The 19,157-nt window shown below is 59.7% G+C and carries 14 protein-coding genes; 13 read left to right on the top strand and 1 reads right to left on the bottom strand.

Translation table 11 applies throughout. From position 1 onward, the window contains the following. Window positions 1–111: 111 nt before the first annotated feature. The 3 genes from coaW (at window position 112) to GXP70_RS27075 (ending at window position 3,350) form a co-directional block, all read left to right on the top strand. Window positions 112–939 carry a type II pantothenate kinase gene (coaW, locus tag GXP70_RS27085; RefSeq protein ID WP_225442574.1) on the top strand — a complete coding sequence of 276 codons (828 nt, stop codon included), beginning with the start codon at window positions 112–114 and terminating at the stop codon, window positions 937–939. A 176-nt stretch (window positions 940–1,115) separates the two neighbouring features. Further along, the gene (locus GXP70_RS27080) at window positions 1,116–2,153 is read left to right on the top strand and encodes a hypothetical protein (RefSeq protein ID WP_162359684.1); all 1,038 of its coding nucleotides are present in this window, start codon (window positions 1,116–1,118) and stop codon (window positions 2,151–2,153) included. A gap of 9 nt (window positions 2,154–2,162) precedes the next feature. Then, a complete protein-coding gene (locus GXP70_RS27075; RefSeq protein ID WP_162359683.1) occupies window positions 2,163–3,350 on the top strand; it encodes a GNAT family N-acetyltransferase in 1,188 nt (395 codons plus the stop codon). A 212-nt stretch (window positions 3,351–3,562) separates the two neighbouring features. Here the strand turns inward: GXP70_RS27075 and GXP70_RS27070 are convergent, their stop codons facing one another. Beyond that, window positions 3,563–4,333: a DeoR/GlpR family DNA-binding transcription regulator gene (locus GXP70_RS27070; protein WP_162359682.1), complete on the bottom strand. Its 771-nt coding sequence runs from the start codon at window positions 4,331–4,333 to the stop codon at window positions 3,563–3,565. Between the two features lie 444 nt (window positions 4,334–4,777). Here GXP70_RS27070 and GXP70_RS27065 point away from each other — a divergent pair, with 444 nt between their 5' ends. The 10 genes from GXP70_RS27065 to GXP70_RS27020 all read left to right on the top strand — a co-directional run bounded on the left by GXP70_RS27065 (window position 4,778) and on the right by GXP70_RS27020 (window position 19,131). After that, on the top strand, window positions 4,778–6,544 hold the full coding sequence (locus GXP70_RS27065; protein WP_162359681.1) for an extracellular solute-binding protein: 1,767 nt from the start codon (window positions 4,778–4,780) through the stop codon (window positions 6,542–6,544). Window positions 6,545–6,680: 136 nt separating this feature from the next. After that, window positions 6,681–7,538 carry an ABC transporter permease gene (locus tag GXP70_RS27060; protein ID WP_162360707.1) on the top strand — a complete coding sequence of 286 codons (858 nt, stop codon included), beginning with the start codon at window positions 6,681–6,683 and terminating at the stop codon, window positions 7,536–7,538. 25 nt (window positions 7,539–7,563) lie between these two features. After that, complete coding sequence (locus GXP70_RS27055; protein ID WP_162359680.1) at window positions 7,564–8,448, top strand: carbohydrate ABC transporter permease; 885 nt, start codon at window positions 7,564–7,566, stop codon at window positions 8,446–8,448. 37 nt (window positions 8,449–8,485) lie between these two features. Beyond that, the gene (locus tag GXP70_RS27050) at window positions 8,486–9,265 is read left to right on the top strand and encodes an MBL fold metallo-hydrolase (RefSeq protein ID WP_162359679.1); all 780 of its coding nucleotides are present in this window, start codon (window positions 8,486–8,488) and stop codon (window positions 9,263–9,265) included. A 17-nt stretch (window positions 9,266–9,282) separates the two neighbouring features. Then, window positions 9,283–10,059: an MBL fold metallo-hydrolase gene (locus GXP70_RS27045; RefSeq protein ID WP_162359678.1), complete on the top strand. Its 777-nt coding sequence runs from the start codon at window positions 9,283–9,285 to the stop codon at window positions 10,057–10,059. Between the two features lie 39 nt (window positions 10,060–10,098). Continuing rightward, window positions 10,099–11,736 (top strand): MGH1-like glycoside hydrolase domain-containing protein, encoded by a 1,638-nt coding sequence (locus GXP70_RS27040; RefSeq protein WP_162359677.1) that lies wholly within the window; start codon window positions 10,099–10,101, stop codon window positions 11,734–11,736. Then, window positions 11,733–13,310, top strand: a complete 1,578-nt coding sequence (locus GXP70_RS27035; RefSeq protein ID WP_162359676.1) for an MGH1-like glycoside hydrolase domain-containing protein — start codon at window positions 11,733–11,735, stop codon at window positions 13,308–13,310. Before GXP70_RS27040 ends, GXP70_RS27035 begins: the two co-directional genes overlap by 4 nt. Window positions 13,311–13,928: 618 nt before the next feature. Beyond that, window positions 13,929–15,794 carry a response regulator gene (locus tag GXP70_RS27030; RefSeq protein ID WP_162359675.1) on the top strand — a complete coding sequence of 622 codons (1,866 nt, stop codon included), beginning with the start codon at window positions 13,929–13,931 and terminating at the stop codon, window positions 15,792–15,794. Next, the gene (locus GXP70_RS27025) at window positions 15,791–17,566 is read left to right on the top strand and encodes a sensor histidine kinase (RefSeq protein ID WP_162359674.1); all 1,776 of its coding nucleotides are present in this window, start codon (window positions 15,791–15,793) and stop codon (window positions 17,564–17,566) included. Before GXP70_RS27030 ends, GXP70_RS27025 begins: the two co-directional genes overlap by 4 nt. 119 nt (window positions 17,567–17,685) lie before the next feature. Further along, window positions 17,686–19,131, top strand: a complete 1,446-nt coding sequence (locus GXP70_RS27020; RefSeq protein ID WP_162359673.1) for an ABC transporter substrate-binding protein — start codon at window positions 17,686–17,688, stop codon at window positions 19,129–19,131. Window positions 19,132–19,157 lie beyond the last annotated feature (26 nt).

The raw sequence follows: 19,157 nt of genomic DNA, 5'->3' as shown, positions 1-19,157 counted from the left end.
AAGGCAATGTCGAGCCGTCCGCGAGCAGGGCGATCATCCTCTCCGATAAACTTTGCGCGCTCTGTGCTACTATTATATAGAGACACGAACTGAAGAAGCGGGGGATACAGGTTGGAAGTAGGTATTGATGCAGGAGGGACGCTCGTGAAAATCGCCTATCGAACGAATGGCAATCTTCATTATCGGTCGTTTCCTTCGAAGGATATCGCCGAGGTAGCGGCATGGCTGGAAGCCAGTTTCCCGGAGGCGGCGTTTTGCGCGACCGGCGGGAAGGCGGAAGCGCTGCAAGCGCAATGCAATAAGCCGATCCAGCGGATGCTTGAATTCGATGCGACCTGTTCCGGAGCCGGGATTCTGATGGCGCGGCAGGGCATCGACGCGGGTCCGTCGTTGATTCTGACCAACATCGGAACCGGGACGTCCGTTCATCATATCGCGAATGAGCAATATCGGAGGGTCGGCGGAATCGGAGTGGGCGGAGGAACGTTAATGGGGCTGGCCCGGCTGATGACCGGCATGATTGCTTACGACGAAATCATTCGCGAATCCCTTCAAGGGAACCGGGACAGCATCGATTTGAAGGTCAGCGACATCTACGAAGGCACGACGCCTCCGATTCCCGGCGATCTGACGGCGAGCAATTTTGCCAAAGCGGCCCATGCCGATGCAGACCGAAGCGCGGCGGATATACTGGCGGCAATCATCGGACTTGTCGGGGAGACGGTCACGACGATCAGCGTTCAAGCGGCGGCGCAGGGCGGGACATCGTCGATTGTCTATATCGGCTCGACGCTGATCAAGAACGACGCGTTGATCCGAACGATCGTGAACTACACGAAATTGCGCGGCGCCGTTCCGTTCGTTCTCGACCGCGGGGAATATTGCGGAGCGATCGGCGCTCTCTCTGCGATAGAGACAGCGAATGGAAGCCGGGCATGAAAGGCGCTGGAGCCGATTTCCGCCCGGCGTTTCCATTGCAGAGCGGCAGGGATAGCGGCGCAGACGCCGAATTTCGTACAGAGGACGCCGCTGGCCGCGGCAGCGCAAGACGCATCATCACCGGCAAAGGGGAGCCGGCGGCCCGGTACTGCTATCGACCAATGTGGGAGGTTCATATGATTGCACAGGGAATAGACCGATACTTAACGCCATATAAGCTGGGCCGGCCGGTGCTGGCAGGCTCGGGACAGCCGGGCGCATACGACGAGCTGGCAGTGGACGTCCCGTTCGTGTTCCGGCACGGGGATCGTTTCTTCATGCTGCATGTCGGCTTCAACGGCATCGGTTATCAGACGGCGCTGGCGGTCAGCGACAATTTGCTCGACTGGTCGCCTTACGGCGTCATTCTGAAGCGCGGCGAGGGCAGCGGGTGGGACAGCCGCAACACGGCGGGCTGCTGGCTGCTGCGCGAGAACGAGCTCGAAGGGCCGGCGAAGCTGAAGAAGTGGAACGGCCGCTACTGGCTCGTCTACCATACGTACCCGGAGGACGGCTACGAAGCCGGACCGGGACGGATCGGGCTCGCTTGGTCGGAGGACGAGAGCTTGCTCGAGTGGCATCGCCTGCCGGAGCCGATCCTCACGCCGGAGGAGGGCGCCGAATGGGAACGCGGCGGCTTGTATAAGGAGAGCCTGATCGAGCACGAAGGGAAGTTCTATTTATTTTATAATGCGAAGAATCGGCCGGATGAGCACGATTACTGGATCGAGCAGACCGGTTACGCCGTGTCGGACAACATGACGGATTGGGTGCGCGCCGAAGCGAATCCGATTCTCCGGGTGTCGGAGGACCGCTGGGATTCGCGGTTCGTGAGCGACCCGTACGTCGTGAAGGACGGGGACCGCTGGATCATGTATTTCTTCGGCTTCGACGGCAGCCATGCGCAGGAAGGCATCGCGTTCTCCGATAACCTGAAGGATTGGAGGAAGGTCGAAGAGCCGATCATCCGCTCCGGCGAAGAAGGCGAGCTTGACGCCATCCATGCCCATAAGCCGTCCGTCATCATGCACGACGGCGTGCTGTACCACTATTATTGCGCATGCAGGCCGCACCGCGATGGCGACCCGACATGCAATTTCGGTAACGAATTCCGCTGCATAACCGTGGCGACATCGAAGCCGCTGGCAGCGGATAACCAATCCAAGACGAAATGAGGCTTTCGCATGAATGAAATACGCGTGCTGCGCCGGGAAGAGCTGCCGGACGGCTACGAGCTGTCGGAATTTGCCTTTCAATACGAGGTCTCCGCGGCAGAGCGGGAAGAACGGGCCGCCAAGGCGGATCCGAATCAAACCTGGGGTTATTTCGCGGAGGGTCGGCTGGCCGCCAAGCTCGAGCTCCTTCCTTTCCATGTCTGGGTGAACGGACGCCGTATCGGGATGGGCGGGATCGCCGGCGTCGCGACTTGGCCGGAACACCGCCGCGGCGGCATGGTGGGCCAGCTGCTCGTTCAATCGTTGAAGACGATGCGGGACAACGGGCAGACGCTGTCGTTCCTGGCGCCGTTCAAATTCGCGTTCTACCGCAAGTACGGCTGGGAAACGTACGTCGATCATCTTCACTATGAAATCCCCGTCGAGCAGCTGCCCAAGTTCGAAGCGGTCCCCGGCAGCCGCATCGTGCGCAAGGCCAAGGACGCGAAGCTGCTGAATCCGCTCTACGAAGCCTATGCGCGGCAGTATAACGGCATGCTGGAACGGGATGAAGCGCGATGGCGCGATACGCATTTCGGCAAGAAAGGGATGATTGCCGTCTACGAGAACCCGCAGGGCGAAGCGCGCGGGTACGTGTTCTATCTGGTGCGGAACCGGACGGCGACGATTCACGAGATGGTGTTCCTGGACGAGGAAGCGCGGCGCGGCCTGTGGAATTTCATCGGCAATCACGATTCGATGATCGCGAAGGCGGAGCTGAAAGCGCCCGTGGACGACCAGCTGCCGTTCCTGACGGCCGATCCGCGGTTCAAGCAGGAGCGGACGCCGTACTTCATGGCGCGCATCGTGGATGCGGAGGCATTCCTGACGCAGATCCCGTACGCGGCCCGTCCGGATGCCGAACCGCTCTACCTGCGCATTGCCGATGAGCAGGCGGAGTGGAATCAGGGCATGTTCCGCGTGACGTTCGCGGACGGCGGGACGAGCGCGGAAGCGGCGAAGCTGCCGGAGGGCGAAATGCCTGCGGAGAGCGAGCTGCTGAGCTGCACGATTCAAACGCTGGCCGCGCTTCTCCTCGGCTATCAACGGCCCGCCTTTCTCGCCCGTATCGGGCGTCTCCGGGGCGCGGCGGACCTGGTCGACCGCCTGGAGGCGGCGATTCCGCGGCGGACGACGTTCTTAACGGATTTCTTCTAGGGATTGCGCGATCAGGCGACAATATGCAGGCGCAACCTTTATCGACAAAGTAACAAAGGAGTTGCCCGTAACGGCCGTGTTCGCGGCCGCTGCGGACAGCTCCTTTTTTTGCATGCGGATGCGGTTATAATGCTCGTTCCTCCCTCATCGCGGTCTTCACGAAAATCCCGCGAAATCCCGTGAAATCCCGTGAAATCTCGCGAAAACCCGATCTACACGAGCGTCACCGCGATGCCTCTGCCCTGCAAGTAGCCGATATCCTCCGCCGGCGCGTCCCGATCGGTAATGATATGGTCGATCTTGTCGACCGGGCAGACGAAGGCGGTGTTGATCAGCCCGAATTTGCTGCGGTCCGTCACGAGATACACCTTGTTGGCGTTCTCGATCATATTCTCCTTGATGCGGGCCGACGCGAGATAGACGTCGGTAATGCCTTGCTTGATATCGAAGGCCGAGGTGCCGATGAAGCAAATGTTTGCGCGGAACATGGAGATCATTTTCTCCGCAACCGGACCGACGATGCTGTCGGGATTCGCTTCGCCCAGCGCGCCGCCGCATATGATGACGGATAAATTCTGCTTGTCCTTGATCGGATTGAGCCGGTACGCGATTTCGAGGCTGTTCGTAATGATGGTGATATTGGATTTCTCCGCCAGGCAGTCGCCGAGATGCTGATTGGTCGACCCCGCGTCCATGAAGATCGTATCGCCTTCTTTCACTAGCGCGGCGGCCGCTTTCGCGATGCGGAGCTTCTCGTCTAGATACGGATCGACCTGCTTGCGGCCATCGGCTTCGCCGCTCTCCGGCTGCTGCTTGTACATCGCCCCGCCGTTAATGCGCAGCAGCTCGCCCGCCTCTTCAAGCAGAGTCAAATCGCGCCGCATCGTTGCGGGAGAGACATGCAGCTCCTGACACAGCTCCTCGATAGTGACGTAGGGCTTCCGTTTCACGATGTCGATGATGTCGAGATGTCTCTTTTTCATATAGGTACCGCCCTTTGCAGATTGTGGTTCTTCGATTTTGATCGTTTACAAACATTTTTGTATCCCTTCCCTATTAATATAGCAGTTTGATCATCGAAAGCAAGGAAAATGATCGAAAACGATAATTTTCGCAATTACGATTGGTTTCGAACATGGTTTACATCCAAAATCTAACAATTTCGATTCGGTAAGATCATATATAACGTTAAGTGATTGTTAATGATCATATTTTTGATCGAAAACGATTGACACTTGCGCGTGGAGTGACTATTCTAGTGAAGGAAGCAGCACATTCGATATCGGCTTTAATCAAGAAAGGGGAGGCTTGCGGCGTTCATTTGATCGATTTGTTTCTTGTTGCGGCGTTTCGTTGGTTTCGGTTTGCAGCTTTGCGTTAATGTCTCAGCCATTATGCATTCAATAGCCTTTGAGGGGGAAGTACGAATGAGAAGCAAGCACATGAACAAGCTGGCCATCTTCTGCATGGCAAGCGCGCTGGTCTTGTCGGCATGCTCCAAGTCCGACTCGGACAATGCGAACGACACGGGGAACCAGCCGGCAAACGGCAAAGCGGCGAATAACGCGGCGGCTTCGGGAAATGCGGCCGATGCGGCGAACGCGTCCGATTCGGCGCCGGCGGTCAATACGGGCAAATACGAGACGCCGATCGACTTCACGATCGTCGGGCAATCCGACCCGAACCTGAAGTTCGACGACGGCCAGAGCTACGACAAGAACAGCGTGTACGACGCCTATGCCGACGAGCTCGGCATCCAGATCAAGAACAAATGGATGGTCGATTCCAAGCAGTATGACGACAAGGTGAACCTGACGATCGCTTCGGGCGACCTGCCGGATCTGATGAAAGTCAACCGGACGCAGCTGCAGCAGCTCGTCGACAACGACCTGGTTTACGATTTGACGGACGTCTACGACAAGTACGCTTCGGACAATACGAAAGCGTTCATGACGGCGGACGGCGGGGCGGAGATGAACACGGCCAAGTTCGACGGCAAGCTGATGGCGATTCCGGTGACGGACAGCCCGTACAACTCGGCGCAGTTCCTGTTCATCCGCAAAGACTGGCTGACGAAGCTGAACCTGCCGGAGCCGAAGACGATGCAGGACCTGCTCGCGATTTCCGAAGCGTTCACGAAGGACGATCCGGACGGCAACGGCAAGAACGATTCGTTCGGCCTCATCGCCCAAAAAGAAATTTACAACCAAGCGTTCAGCTTCGAAGGCATTTTCAACGGCTACCACGCCTATCCGGGCGCATGGGTGAAGGACGCTTCCGGCAAGCTCGTGTACGGCAGCGTTCAGCCCGAGATGAAGACGGCGCTTCAAACGCTTCAAAATATGTACAAATCCGGCCAGATCGATCCGGAGTTCTTCACGAAGGACCATACGAAAGAAAACGAGTTGGTCGCCAACAACAAAGCCGGCATGGCGTTCGGTCAATTCTGGACGACGAGCTGGCCGCTGCCCAGCGCCGTCGTGAAGGACAATAAAGTGACGCAGGATTGGGAAGTTTATCCGCTTCCTTCGGCGGACGACCAGCCGGCCATGACGCAGATCGGCATGAACTCGGGGAACATCGTCGTCGGTACGGGCGTCGACGGTTACTACGTCGTCTCCAAGGAGAGCAAGAATCCGGAAGCCGCCATCAAGCTGCTGAATAAATTCATCGAAGTCGACAACGCGTTCCCGACGCCGGAAACGGACAAATTCCACAAAGGGAAAACGAGCGACACGTACTGGAAGCTCAATCCGATCATCGTCATGTCCCAGGATGCCCAGGCCAGAGCGGGCGGCCAGCTGCCGAAGGCGGTCGAGGCGAAGGATCCTTCGCTCGTGAAGGACAGCGTCGTCGGCTCGGCGTACTACAAGGACGTGGAAGCGTACTTGGGCGGCAACACCGGCAATTGGAGCAGCTGGATGGTCGCCAAGCCGCACGGTTCGCTCGACATCATGAATCAGTATTTGACGAGCAACCGCTTCTGGTTCGACTCGTTCACGGGAGCGCCGACGCCGACGATGGTAGCGAAGAAGTCGGTTCTCGACCAGAAGGAACAGGAGCTGTATACGAAGATCATTACGGGCAAAGCGCCGGTCGACGATTTCGATAAGTTCGTCACGGAATGGAATTCGCTCGGCGGCGACCGGATGACGCAGGAAGTCAACGACTGGTACGCCAAGCAGGCCCAATAAGCCCGCCGAGGCTGGACGGCTGCAATTGAATAGGAAGCGAGGGGGGAAATAACTCGGTTTATTTTCCCTGCCTTCCATTACTGGGGGAGTCCATGTGTTTCTCAGGAGATGGGCGCGCGAATGGTATTACCATTTCATGCTGCTGCCCGCCGTTATCATCGTGCTGATCTTTTGCTACGGACCGATGGCGGGGATGATCATCGCGTTCGAAAAGTATATCCCGGCCAGGGGCATGCTGCATTCCAAATGGGTCGGGCTGGATAATTTCAAATTCGTCATTTCGCTTCCGGACACGTACAGAGTGTTGTATAACACGATCTTTATCGCCCTTATGAAGATGGTCTGCGGCTTGATCGCGCCGATCGTCACCGCGCTGCTGCTCAACGAGATCCGCAAGATGGCGTTCAAGCGCGTCTTCCAAACGCTGATCTATCTGCCGCATTTCTTGTCCTGGATCATTCTCGGCGGCATATTGCTCGATATTTTGTCCCCTTCGTCAGGCTTGGTTAATCAGGTGCTGGGTTCGCTCGGCATCAAGCCGATCTTCTTCCTCGGCGACAACCGGTGGTTTCCGTTCGTGCTGGTATCGACCGACGTGTGGAAGGAATTCGGCTTCGGCACGATCGTCTACTTGGCGGCGCTGACCGGCATCAATCCGGCGTTGTACGAGGCGGCCGAAATCGACGGAGCGGGCCGCTGGAAGCAGACACTCAACGTGACGCTGCCCGGCATCGTGCCGATCGTCATTCTGCTGTCCACGCTCAGCCTCGGGCAGATTCTGAACGCGGGCTTCGATCAGGTGTTCAATCTGTATAACTCGCAGGTCTATCAAAGCGGAGATATTATCGATACGCTGGTTTACCGGCTCGGCCTGGAACAAGCGCAATACGGAGTGGCGACGGCCGTCGGACTGTTCAAATCCGTCGTATCCTTCGTCTTCATCTCGTGTTCGTACGGCATGGCCTACCGGTTTGCGAACTACCGAATATTTTAACCTTGGCTGAGAGAGGGTAGCGGCAATGGTATACCGATTGTCATGGAGCAGAAAAGTATTTATCGCCTTTAACTATGCCTTTCTTACGGCGCTTTCCTTGCTGTGCATCGTGCCGTTCATTCATATCCTGGCCATCTCCTTCAGCTCGTCCTCGGCGGCCGCCGCCGGATGGGTGAAGCTGTGGCCGGTCGAATTCACGCTGGCATCCTACGAGAACGTACTCAGCAAACAGGAGTTTCTCTCTTCGTTCGCCGTCTCGCTCAAACGGGTGCTGCTGGGCACGTCCGTCAATATGCTGCTGACCGTGCTGGCCGCGTATCCGCTGTCGAAGGAAATCCGCCAATTCCGCTGGCGGACGGGATACGTCTGGTTCTTCGTGCTGACGATGCTGTTCAGCGGCGGACTGATCCCGCTGTACATGACGGTGAAGATGACCGGCATGATGGATTCGATCTGGGCGCTCGTCATCCCGGGGGCAGTGCCCGTCTACAACTTGGTGCTGCTGCTCAATTTCTTCCGCAGCCTGCCGAAGGAGCTGGAGGAATCCGCCATGATCGACGGCGCCAATCCGTTCATCGTGCTGTGGAAAATCTTCCTGCCGCTTTCCGTTCCCGCGCTGGCGACGCTGACGCTGTTCAGCATGGTATCGCATTGGAACAGCTGGTTCGACGGGCTGATCTACATGAATTCGCCCTCGCATTATCCGCTGCAAAGCTTCCTGCAAACCGTCGTGATCCAGCGGGATATGCGGTACTTGACGCCGAAGGACGCGGAGCTGCTCAAGCTGGTCTCCGACCGGACGAACAGCGCGGCCCAAATCTTCGTCGCGACGCTGCCGATCCTGATCGTATATCCGTTCCTGCAAAAGTATTTCGTACACGGCATTGTGCTCGGAAGCGTCAAAGAATAACGATCATCGAATAAACAACAATCGGATGAGGTGGCATATGACAGAACTATTATTCCTGGGAACGAGCGCCGGCGTTTCGACGGCGAACCGCCATCACTGCAGCATGGCGATCAAGAAGAACGGACGTTTGTACGTGATCGACTGCGGCTGCCCGGTCAGCATGCTCCTGAAGCAAATGGGCGAAGATCCCAAGAGCATCGAGGCCGTCTTCCTGACGCACTGGCATCCCGACCACGCCGGCGGCCTGCCGATGCTGATCCAGGATCTGCAGCTGACGTATAAGCCGGATAATTTGCCGATCTACGGTCCCGCAAGCACGATTCGCAAAGTCGGCGAATTGCAGTCGATGTTCATCATTCCGCCGGACGTCTATCCGTTCCAGCTGGAAGCGCATGAATACGACGAGGAGTTCGTGTTCGAGCGGGACGGCTTGCGGATCGAATTCTTCAAGACGATGCATCTGAATAACGAGAACTGGCGCAAAATCGACGACCGTCACGGCAATGCGGTCGCTCCCGTCGCATACGGGATGGTGCTGCATATCGACGGCAAGAAGATCGTCGTGAGCGGCGACGTGCTGTCTTCCGCCGACATCGTCCGCGTGCTGCCGGATGCGGATCTGGTCATTCACGAGTTCGGCCATATCCATCCGGAGAAGCTGAACGCGTTCGTGAAGGAGCAGGGCATCGCCAACATGGTGATCACCCACATTCATCACGAGTGGGATTTGCGGACGGACGAATTGACGCAGATCGTCTCGGAGGGCCATTCCGGCGACGTGAAGGTCGCGCATGACGGCATGCGGTTAGCCATCTAACGAAGGAGGAGCGAACCATGGACAATCGGACGACCGTTACTATTCTAGGCACATCGGGCGCGATCCCGGAGGTCGGCGGCGATTCGCCTACGTTTCTGATCAATGACCGCTATCTGGTCGATACGGGCTGGTCGGTCATCTCGAACCTGCGCGGCCGGGGCATCGATCCGCTGCAGCTGGAGTATGTGTTCTTCACGCATTTTCATCACGATCACTACATGTCGCTGCCGTCGCTATTGTACTACTTCTTGATGAAGGGCAAGCCTCTTCAGGAGCTGAAGATCGTCGGCCCGGCGGAGGATCTGATGCTGATCGTGACGCGCGCGATGAGCTTCCTGCATGCGGAGCGGTACTTCGATGCCGCGAACGTGCCGACGCTTATCCCGCTCGTGCCCGGCGATAGTTACGAGAACGGGGATTTCCGCATCGGTACGTGCCCGACGATTCATCCCGTGCAGGGGCTGTGCTACCGGTTCGAGGACAAACAGACTTCCAAAGTCTTCTCCTTCACCGGCGATACCGCGTATTACCCGCCGATCGGCGAGCACGTGAAGGGCAGCGACCTGCTCATCCACGAAGCGGCGCTCGGACCGATCGCGGCGAACCCGGACGACAATGCGTACATGCACGCGGGCGCGATCGACGCGGCGCGGATCGCGGAGGCAGCCGGCGTCGGCAAGCTGCTGCTGATCCACGCGTACGCGAGCAGGACCGAAGCGTCCGTCGCGGCGGCGAAGCAAGTATTCCGCGGCGAAGTGGAGTGGCCGAGGGACGGGCAGATGTACGTGCTGTGAGACGGGCGGGCAATATGCTTACGAGAGGGGAACGGACGCATGAAGAATGATGGAGCGGATCGGGAGCTGCCCGCATGGAAGGATTCCTTCCGCCGCGAGCCGATGAGTTATTACGATATGTATGTGAAGAGCGCGCTCGTTCGGGAGAATGCGTTCCTTCGGCTTCCGCGCGAGAACAAGGAGCTGCCGTCGTACGAGGAGGCGGCGAAGCTGCTGCCCCGTCCGTATTGGGAAGGCCGCGAGCGGGAAATCGATCTGTATTGGAAAGCGTGGGAGCTGGCCTTCGGGCATCTGCGTCAAGCGAACGAGCAGAACGGATTCGTCGCGAACTATATCGATACCGCTTTCAATAACGATCTGTTCATGTACGACAGCAGCTTCATCCTGTTGTTCGGCGGCTATGGACGCCGGGCGTTCGATTTCCAGCGGACGCTCGATAATTTCTATGCCAAGCAGCATCCCGACGGCTTCATCTGCAGGCAGATCCGGCAGCGGGACGGCACCGACGTCTTCCACCGGTTCGATCCGTCGAGCACGGGTCCGAACGTGATGCCGTGGACCGAATGGGCGCATTATCAGGCGACGGCGGATAAAGACCGTCTGGCGAACGCGTTTCCCGCGCTAGCGGCGTATCATCGCTGGCTGAAGGCGTACCGGACTTGGCCGGACGGCACCTATTGGGCGAACGGCTGGTCCGGCGCGGCGGATAACCTTCCGCGCATTCCGGGCAATACGGACAAGGATAAGGACTACTTCCATCATGGGCATCTGGTCTGGTGCGACAGCTGCATGTTCCAGGTCTATGCCGCTAAGCTGCTGATCGCCATGGCGCATGAGCTCGGCAGAGAGGCGGATATCGCGGATCTGATCGAGGAACGGGATCGTCTGACGGCGCTCATCAACGAGCAGCTGTGGGACGAGGGGACGGCGTTCTACTACGACAGGCTGCCGGACGGCACGCTGACCGGGCTGAAGAATATCGGCGCTTATTGGGCATTGCTTGCCGGCATCGTGCCGGAAGAGCGGATGGAGCGGTTCGTCGCCCATCTGGACGATACGCGGGCTTTCAACCGCCCGCATCGCGTGCCTTCGCTGTCGGCGGACCATCCGGCTTACCGGCCGGACGGCGATTATTGGGTAGGCGGCGTCTGGATGCCGACGAATTATATGGTCTTGAGCGGCCTGCGCGCGACCGGCCGTCACGCATTGGCGGACGAGATCGCCCGCAATCACGCGGAGCAGGTGCTGGAGGTGTACGAAGCGACCGGCACCATCTGGGAGAACTACGCGCCGGAGCAGGCCGCGCCGGGCAAGCCGGCGAAGCCGGATTTTGTCGGCTGGGGAGGGCTTACGCCGATCGCCGTCTTGCTGGAATACCGCTTCGGGCTGCAGCCTTCGGCGCCGGAGTCGCGCCTGCTGTGGGATGTGCGGCTGCTGGAGGAGCACGGCGTCTCGGATTATCCGTACGGCGCCGGCGGGCTGCTCGATCTTCGTTGCGCCGCGCGCGCGTCCCGGTTCGATCGGCCGCAGGTGGAGGTGCGGTCGAACGTCACGCTGGAGCTGACGGTGCGCTGGGACGGGGGGCAGGAGACGCTGCTGATCGAGCCGGACGGGACGTCGGGCATTACGCTATATCGGGAAATCAATAGCAAGTATGGATCGGAGGATCGGCGATGACGGCGAACAATACGCAGGGCATACGCCCGAAGGTGCATGAGCGGCAGTGGCAGCAGGTTCAGAAGGACCGGTACTACAGCACGTACGTGCCGAACGCGCTCGTAGGGGAGAATGCGTTTCTGACAATGGAAGCGGAAGCGAACGCGCTCCCGGCGTTCGCGTCCTCGAAGCAGCTGCTGCCGGCGCCGCGCTGGGCGAAGCATGAGGCCGAGATCGATTGTTATTGGAAGGCGTGGGAGCTGGCCTTCGATCATCTTCGCCGGCCCGAGCAGGGCAGCGGGTTCGTGGCCAATTATATCGACACGGCGTTCAACGATTGCCTGTTTATGTGGGATTCCTGCTTCATCATGATGTTCGCCAAGTACGGCCATCGCGCGTTCGCGTTCCAGCGGACGCTCGATAACCTGTACGCCAAGCAGCATCCGGACGGCTTCATCTGCCGGCAGATCAACACGTCGGCCGGAGAAGACCGGTTCCATCGGTTCGACCCGGCGAGCACCGGGCCGAACGTGCTGGCCTGGTCGGAATGGGAGTATTACGGAATTACCGGAGATCGCGCGCGCCTCGATAGCGTCTTCCCCGTGCTGCTCGCCTATCACCGCTGGCTGAGAGCGTATCGCACCTGGCCCGACGGCACGTACTGGTCTTCCGGCTGGGGCTGCGGCATGGACAATCAGCCGCGGATGCCTGCCGAGCTGCCTTACCAGGCGGACGAGTTCTATCACGGCCATCTGGTCTGGGTCGATACGTGCTTGCAGCAGCTGCTGTCCGCCAAGCTGCTGCTGCTCATGGCGGAGACGGTCGGCCGAAGCGGGGAAGTCCGCGACATTGCGGAGGAGTCGGAACGGCTGGTCCGCGTCATCAACGAGAAGCTGTGGGACGACGGGACGGCGTACTATTACGACCTGCGCCCGGACGGCACGCATCTCGGCATGAAATCGATCGGCGCTTACTGGGCGCTGCTCGCCGATGCCGTGCCCGTGGAGCGGCTGGAACGGTTCATTGCGCATCTCGAGAATCCCGCCGAGTTCAACCGGCCGCACCGGATTCCGTCGCTGTCCGCCGACGATCCGAACTATCAGCCGGAAGGCGACTACTGGCGGGGCGGCGTCTGGATGCCGACGAATTACATGGTGCTGCGCGGGCTCAGCGCCTATGGCCGCGACGCGCTGGCGCACGAGATAGCCCGCACCCATGTGAGCAACGTCGCGGACGTCCTCGCGCGAACGGGCACGATTTGGGAAACGTACGCGCCCGAGACGATCGCGCAGGGCAAGCCGGCGAAGCCGAATTTCGTCGGCTGGAGCGGGCTTGCGCCGATCGCCGTGCTGTTCGAGTATGTGTTCGGCCTGCGCGCCGACGTATCCGGCGGCAAGCTGATCTGGGACGTGCGCCTGCTGGAAGCGCACGGCGTCGACCGCTACCCGTTCGGGAACGACGGTATGCTGGAGCTGTCCTGCGCCGCCCGGTCTTCGGCGGACGAGAAGCCTGCCGTTACCGTGCGCTGCAACGTGCCGGTAGAGATTATCGTGCGCTGGGAAGGCGGCGAAGAGCGGATAGCGGCCGGAGCATGAGTGCGCGGTTGGAATGCGGCGCGGAAGGCGCCTGGCTGGCAGCGCAGTGAGCGGCGTGGCAGGGTACGGCGCAGTGCGGAAGGCGCCTGGCGGGCATAGCAGCGCAGTCGCGCAGGGGCAGTCGGCTGGGCAACGCGCACCCCAGAAGCGCCAAGCGACCTGCTGATAGATCCTTAATGTTATTTGCCGTCGGTCTTTAAGTCGGTTAATCGATTGCCGCCGCCCGGACCGGACAGGAGATCCGCTATTTGCTCCGAAACCCCCTTTTATTCGGGGAGAAACGGACAGGAGATGCGTTATATGAACCAAAAGCCTGGTAGAATGCGGCATTGAAGGCTAATAACGGATCCTGTGTCCGTCGAGTCACGTAGTAGGGGGCAAACTGGACCATTAGCGGATCTGGTGTCCATCACGCATGAATGTGGACCGTGGAGTCGTTGTTTCCCTGCGGCAACTGTATATCACAACGTTAACAAGACGGTTCCGGCGCATCCTGCTGCGGGAGCCGTCTTGTGCTATACGTGGAGGCTATGGCTGGATTCGCCTCTATCCAAAGCTTCGCCCGCCGTAGTACTGTATAGAGAAACTGCCGTTCTGACGGGCGGAAAGGGGAACGACATGCACATTCTAATCGTGGACGACGAGCCGCGGCACTTGCGGGGGATGGCCGCCATGATTCAATCGATGCGTCCGCTTGCGCGGGTATCGACGGCGAAGGACGGCGAGTCCGCGCTCGCTTGTGTCCGTTCGGAGCGGCCCGATGTAGTGCTCAGCGATATCCAAATGCCCAATATGAACGGGCTTGCCTTCTTGAAGCTGGCTGCAGCTGAAGGGCTGCCTGCGAAGATCGTCATGGTGTCGGCGTACGATCTGTTCGAGTACGCGCAGACCGCGATCCGGCACGGCGCCTTCGATTATTTGCTGAAGCCGATCGATGCCGACAAAGTGGAGGTGCTGCTGGAACGGCTGGAACGGCAGCTCGAGGCGGAGCGGAAGGAGTGGGGCGAGTCGGACGAGCTTAAGCTGCGGTTCGCGCTCGCGTCTCCCGCCTACCGGGACCGGCTGCTTCATCTGTGGCTGAGCGGTGAGATGCCCGCGGAAGGGCGGGCGGAGCTGGCGGAGTGGCCGCTGCTGCGCGAGGCGACCGCGCTTGTGCTGACGGAAGCCGGCAGCTCGGCGGACGCGGCTGGGGAGCCGGACGCGACGAACGCCCCGGACGTCCCGGCCGTGCCGGAAGCCGAGCGCAGCCCGGGTGGTTCGAACGTCCCGGATGCAACGAGCGATCCGAATGCTCTGGAATCAGCGAGCGCCTCGAATATACCGAACGCCCCGGATGCACCGAGCTTCTCGGATGGACCGAACTTCTCGGATGCACCAAGCGCCTCGAATATACCGAACGCCCCGGATGCGCAATACGCGGGCAGCCCCGAGGCGCTGCTCCGGTCGCTGGTCGGCCAGCTGGAGCGTTCGGTTGTGGCGTTCGGCCCTGCCTGCACGTTCGCGCTGCAGACCGAACCCGGCCAGCGGAGTCGGCTGGTCACGGCGCTGTGCCTCCGCCAGCCGATCACGCAGGTGCTTCAGGACGAGCTTCGCGCCGCGCTCCAAGCGCTGTCCGCCTCCCTGCGTCCCGGCATTGCGCTCTCTCACGGTATCGGCATCGTCACGGCAGGCCTTGCCTCGGACCGCGCGGCAGACGCCGCGGATATTCCGCAGCTGTACCGGCAGGCCCAAGCCGCACTGGCGCATGCCTTCCATGACGAATGGCAGGGAGCCGTAAGCGGCGCGGCGCTTACGCCGGTCGCCGCGCCCGTCTTCGGCCTGGACGGAGAGCAGCTGTTCGAGGCGCTTCAGGAGCCGACGATGGCTAGTGCCGAGGGGCTGCTGCGGAGCGCGTTCCGGCAACTCGCGGCAGGCGGGCATACCGACCCGAAGCTGATGAAGGATTACGCGGCGCTGACGGTCATGAAGATCAAAAGCCGCACGAGAGACGTCGTCGATCGCCGAATCGGCAGCATTCTCGCGGATACGGCCCTCTTTGAAATTCCGGCCTGCGCCGGCAGCGGGACGCTCCTGGACTTGCTGCTGCTGCGACTGAGCGACGTGCATCTGTCGTTGACCGCCCGGAAGCAGGGCCGCAGCGAGCAAATCGTCGAACAGTGTCTCGCCTGGATTCAGGAGCATTATCGGGACGATCTGACGCTGGAGCAGGCGGCCGAGCGATTTCATTTCAACGCTTCGTATTTCAGCACGTTAATTAAAAGCTGGACGGGACGATCGTTCTCCGACCATCTGACGGAAGCGCGCATGCGCCAGGCCAAGGAGCTGCTTGCCGCCGGACAGCTCAAGATCTATGAGATCGCGGAGCGCTGCGGCTACCGGGATACGAAATATTTTACGCGCATGTTCAAGAAGCAGGTCGGGCTGTCACCGGAAGCGTACAAACGGATTCCTTCGCAGCAGGACGGAAACGAGGCCCGCCCATGACGTTCAAGGCGAGGCTGCTGCTGAGTTATTTGATTATTATCGCCCTGCCGCTTCTCGTGCTGAGCACGCTGTTCTACCGGACGAGCCTGCATGTCGTGACGGAGCAGGCGCAGAAGAACGTCTATGCCGTCGTGAAGAAGAACAACGACGTGATCGATACGAAGCTCGGGGTCGCCGACCAGAATAGCAGGGCATTGTTCGTGGACAAGGACCTGTTCCGGATTTTCAACGACCTCGACCCTTCCGCGGACGAGCAGCTCGTCGCCGCCGACCGCAAAATCTCGGCCATCCTGAGCAAATATTTCTCCCAGAACGAGGATGTGTACGCAGTCCAGCTGTGGACGTCGTACTTCAACTTCGGCTTGACGAGATCGCTGCCCCAGGGAGACCCTGCGAAGTCGCAGATCTATAAGGAGGCCGAGGAAGCGGCGGGCAAAATGGTCTGGTACCCGACGTACGATTTCACCCGCATGTTCGATCAAGCCTGGCTCAAGGACGGCGATATCGAATTCCGCTACTTGTTCTCCGCCACAAGGCTGTTGAATTTCTCTCATCTGGAGGACAGCACGCTGGTGAAGCTGAAGCCGGGCGTCGAACGGCCGGTGCTGACGATCAGCTACAAGTCGACGGTGCTTGATGCCCTCTTCGAGAAGAGCATACCCGCGGGATCGACGTACATGGTCTTGGATCCGAACGATGTCGTCGTTGCGTCGAGCGACAAGTCCCAGGTCACCGGAACGTACAAGCAGGATTGGATCGACGCGTTCCGTGCGCAAGGAAGCGGGACGACGCGGCTGAAGCTGAACGGGGCCAATCAGATCGTCGTCTTCGACCGCTCGGAGGTGACGGGCTGGCTGTCGATCGTCGTCACGCCGCAATCCGCGCTCGTCGGCAGCCTCGTGCCGGTCATCCGCACCTCGACGATCGTGAGCGCGCTGGCGCTCGGGGGCGTCGCGCTGCTGTTCGCGTATTTCATACTCGGCCGGGTCACGGTGCCGATCAAGAAGCTGATGAGCGCGATGCGTTCCGTGGGCGAAGGGGATTTCCAGACCCGGGTGGAGGTGACCCGCAACGACGAATTCGGCCTGCTCTCGCAGCGGTTCAACCGCATGAACGACCGCATCGCGATGCTGGTCAAAGAGAATTACGAGATCAAGCTGAAGGAGAAGGAAGCGGAGATCCATGCGCTGAACATGCAGATGAATCCCCATTTTCTGTACAACACACTCAATATCATGAACTGGACGGCCATCGAGAACAACCAGCGGGAGCTGAGCAAGATGCTCGTCTGCCTGTCCAACATGCTGCACTATACATCCCGCAAGGATTGGGGTGCCGTCCATTTGTCGGAGGAGCTGGAATGGATGCGGAATTATTTCTATATCATGTCGGCCCGGTTCGAAGGCAAATTCAGCGTGATCTACGAAATCGAGCCCGCCCTCTACGAGGAGAAGCTGCCACGGCTCTTGTTCCAGCCGTTCGTAGAGAATGCCATCCTGCACGGCTTCAGCGCCATGGAGACGGGCGGACGCATTGCGATCCGCGGCTGGACGGAAGGCCAAGACCGGTTCTTCGAAATCCGGGACAACGGAAGAGGGATCAGCAAGGAAGGCATCGATGCCATTCTGTACAAGGAATCGGCCTCCGTCGGCATCAAGAACACGATTTCGCGCATTCGGATGGCTTACGGGGAGGCGTACGGCATCCGCATCCGATCCGCCCCGGGCGAAGGCACGAGCGTTATCGTCCATCTGCCGCACAATGCCCAATAAAAGTCCACCATTCTAGAAATGCTCGGGTTTTGTAAGCGCTGTCGATCTCGTACAATAAAACCATCATAGACTGCAGCTATGAGCCAATGAGGATGAACGCAGAGAGGGGCTCAAGAACAATGATCAGGAAACAATGGAAGCTGCCCGCCTTGCTTCTAGTCTTGCTGCTGACGGCCGTAACCGCGCTGTCGGGCTGCTCCAAGTCGGACGGCGGCAATAACGGTGGAACGAACGCATCCGCAGCCAATTCCGGCGCGAACGATGCCGAGGACGGTACGGCGAACGCCGGCAGCGGGGAGCCGATCACGCTCCGCCTTACCGGCTGGGGCGCGCCGGACGAAGTCGCGGCGGCGAAGGTCGCGGTCGCCAAGTTCGAGAAGGCGCACCCGAACATCAAGGTCGATTATCAAGCGATCACGGCGGATTACGATACGAAGCTGACGACGATGGTCGCGGGCAACGACGAGCCCGACGTGGCGATGATGGAATCGGCGACGATCGCCTTTCCGCTCGCGGAGCAGGGGAAATTCCTGAACCTGCAGGATTTCCTGGATAAGGACAGCGAGATCACGCTGGATGCGCTGGTGCCGAACATCACCTATTCCTCCGAGCCGGGCAACGTGATCGGGATCGCGCCAGGACCGGAAACCTTCGGCCTGTTCTACAACGAAGACGTCTTCAAGGAAGCCGGCATCGAACCGCCTCCGGCCGATGCGTCCAAGGCATGGACGTGGGAGCAATTCGTGGACGTGGCGAAGAAGCTGACGGTCGACAGCAAGGGACGCAGCGCGGACGACCCCGCGTTCGATCCGAAGAACATCAAGCAGTTCGGCATCAACCTGCCGACCTGGTGGGGCGCGTACAGCAACTTCATCTATTCCAACGGCGGGGATTTCCTCTCGCCCGACGGCAAGACGCTCGGTCTGAATCAACCGGAAGCGGTCGAAGCGATCCAGAAGCTGGCCGATCTGATCAACGTGTACCATGTCGCGCCGTCACCGCTGCAAGCGAAGAACATTCCGGGCACGAACGTGGCGCTTCAGACGAAGAAGGTTGCCATGGCTATCGACGGCCAATGGGCGACCACCGCGCTCGCGCAATCCAAATTCAACTTCAATGTCGGCGTGCTTCCGATTATGAAAGAACCGGTCACGACCGTCGTCTGCGGCATGTTCTCGATCTTCAAGTCCACGAAGCATCCGCAGGAATCGTGGGAGCTGCTGAAGGCGCTGCTCGACCCGGAAGCGTCGCTCGACCTGTTGACCGCAGGCACCTGGATGCCTTCGCATAAGGATTGGTACACGGACGCGGGCAAGCTGTCCAAGTGGACGGAGAATTTGCCTTCCAGACCGTCCGGATACAAAGGGGCGATCATCGACGTGCTGCTGAACCACAGCCACGCGACGCCGACGGCCTACGTCAAGAACTTCAACAAGATCATGGATGTCGTCAATCCCGCATTGGACAAAGTCTGGCTCGGCAAGCAATCGGCCAAGGACGCGCTGGACGCGGTCGCCGCGAAAGCGCAGGAGCAGGTCCAGGGACGCCGCGACATTAACAATTAACGCCTTCCGCAGCCGCGGATGACAGA

The sequence above is a fragment of the Paenibacillus lycopersici genome, assembly GCF_010119935.1.
GTDB classification, from domain to species: Bacteria; Bacillota; Bacilli; order Paenibacillales; family Paenibacillaceae; genus Paenibacillus_Z; species Paenibacillus_Z lycopersici.
Note: the sequence above shows the minus strand (reverse complement) of the source record. Positions and strands in the feature narration are given on the sequence as shown.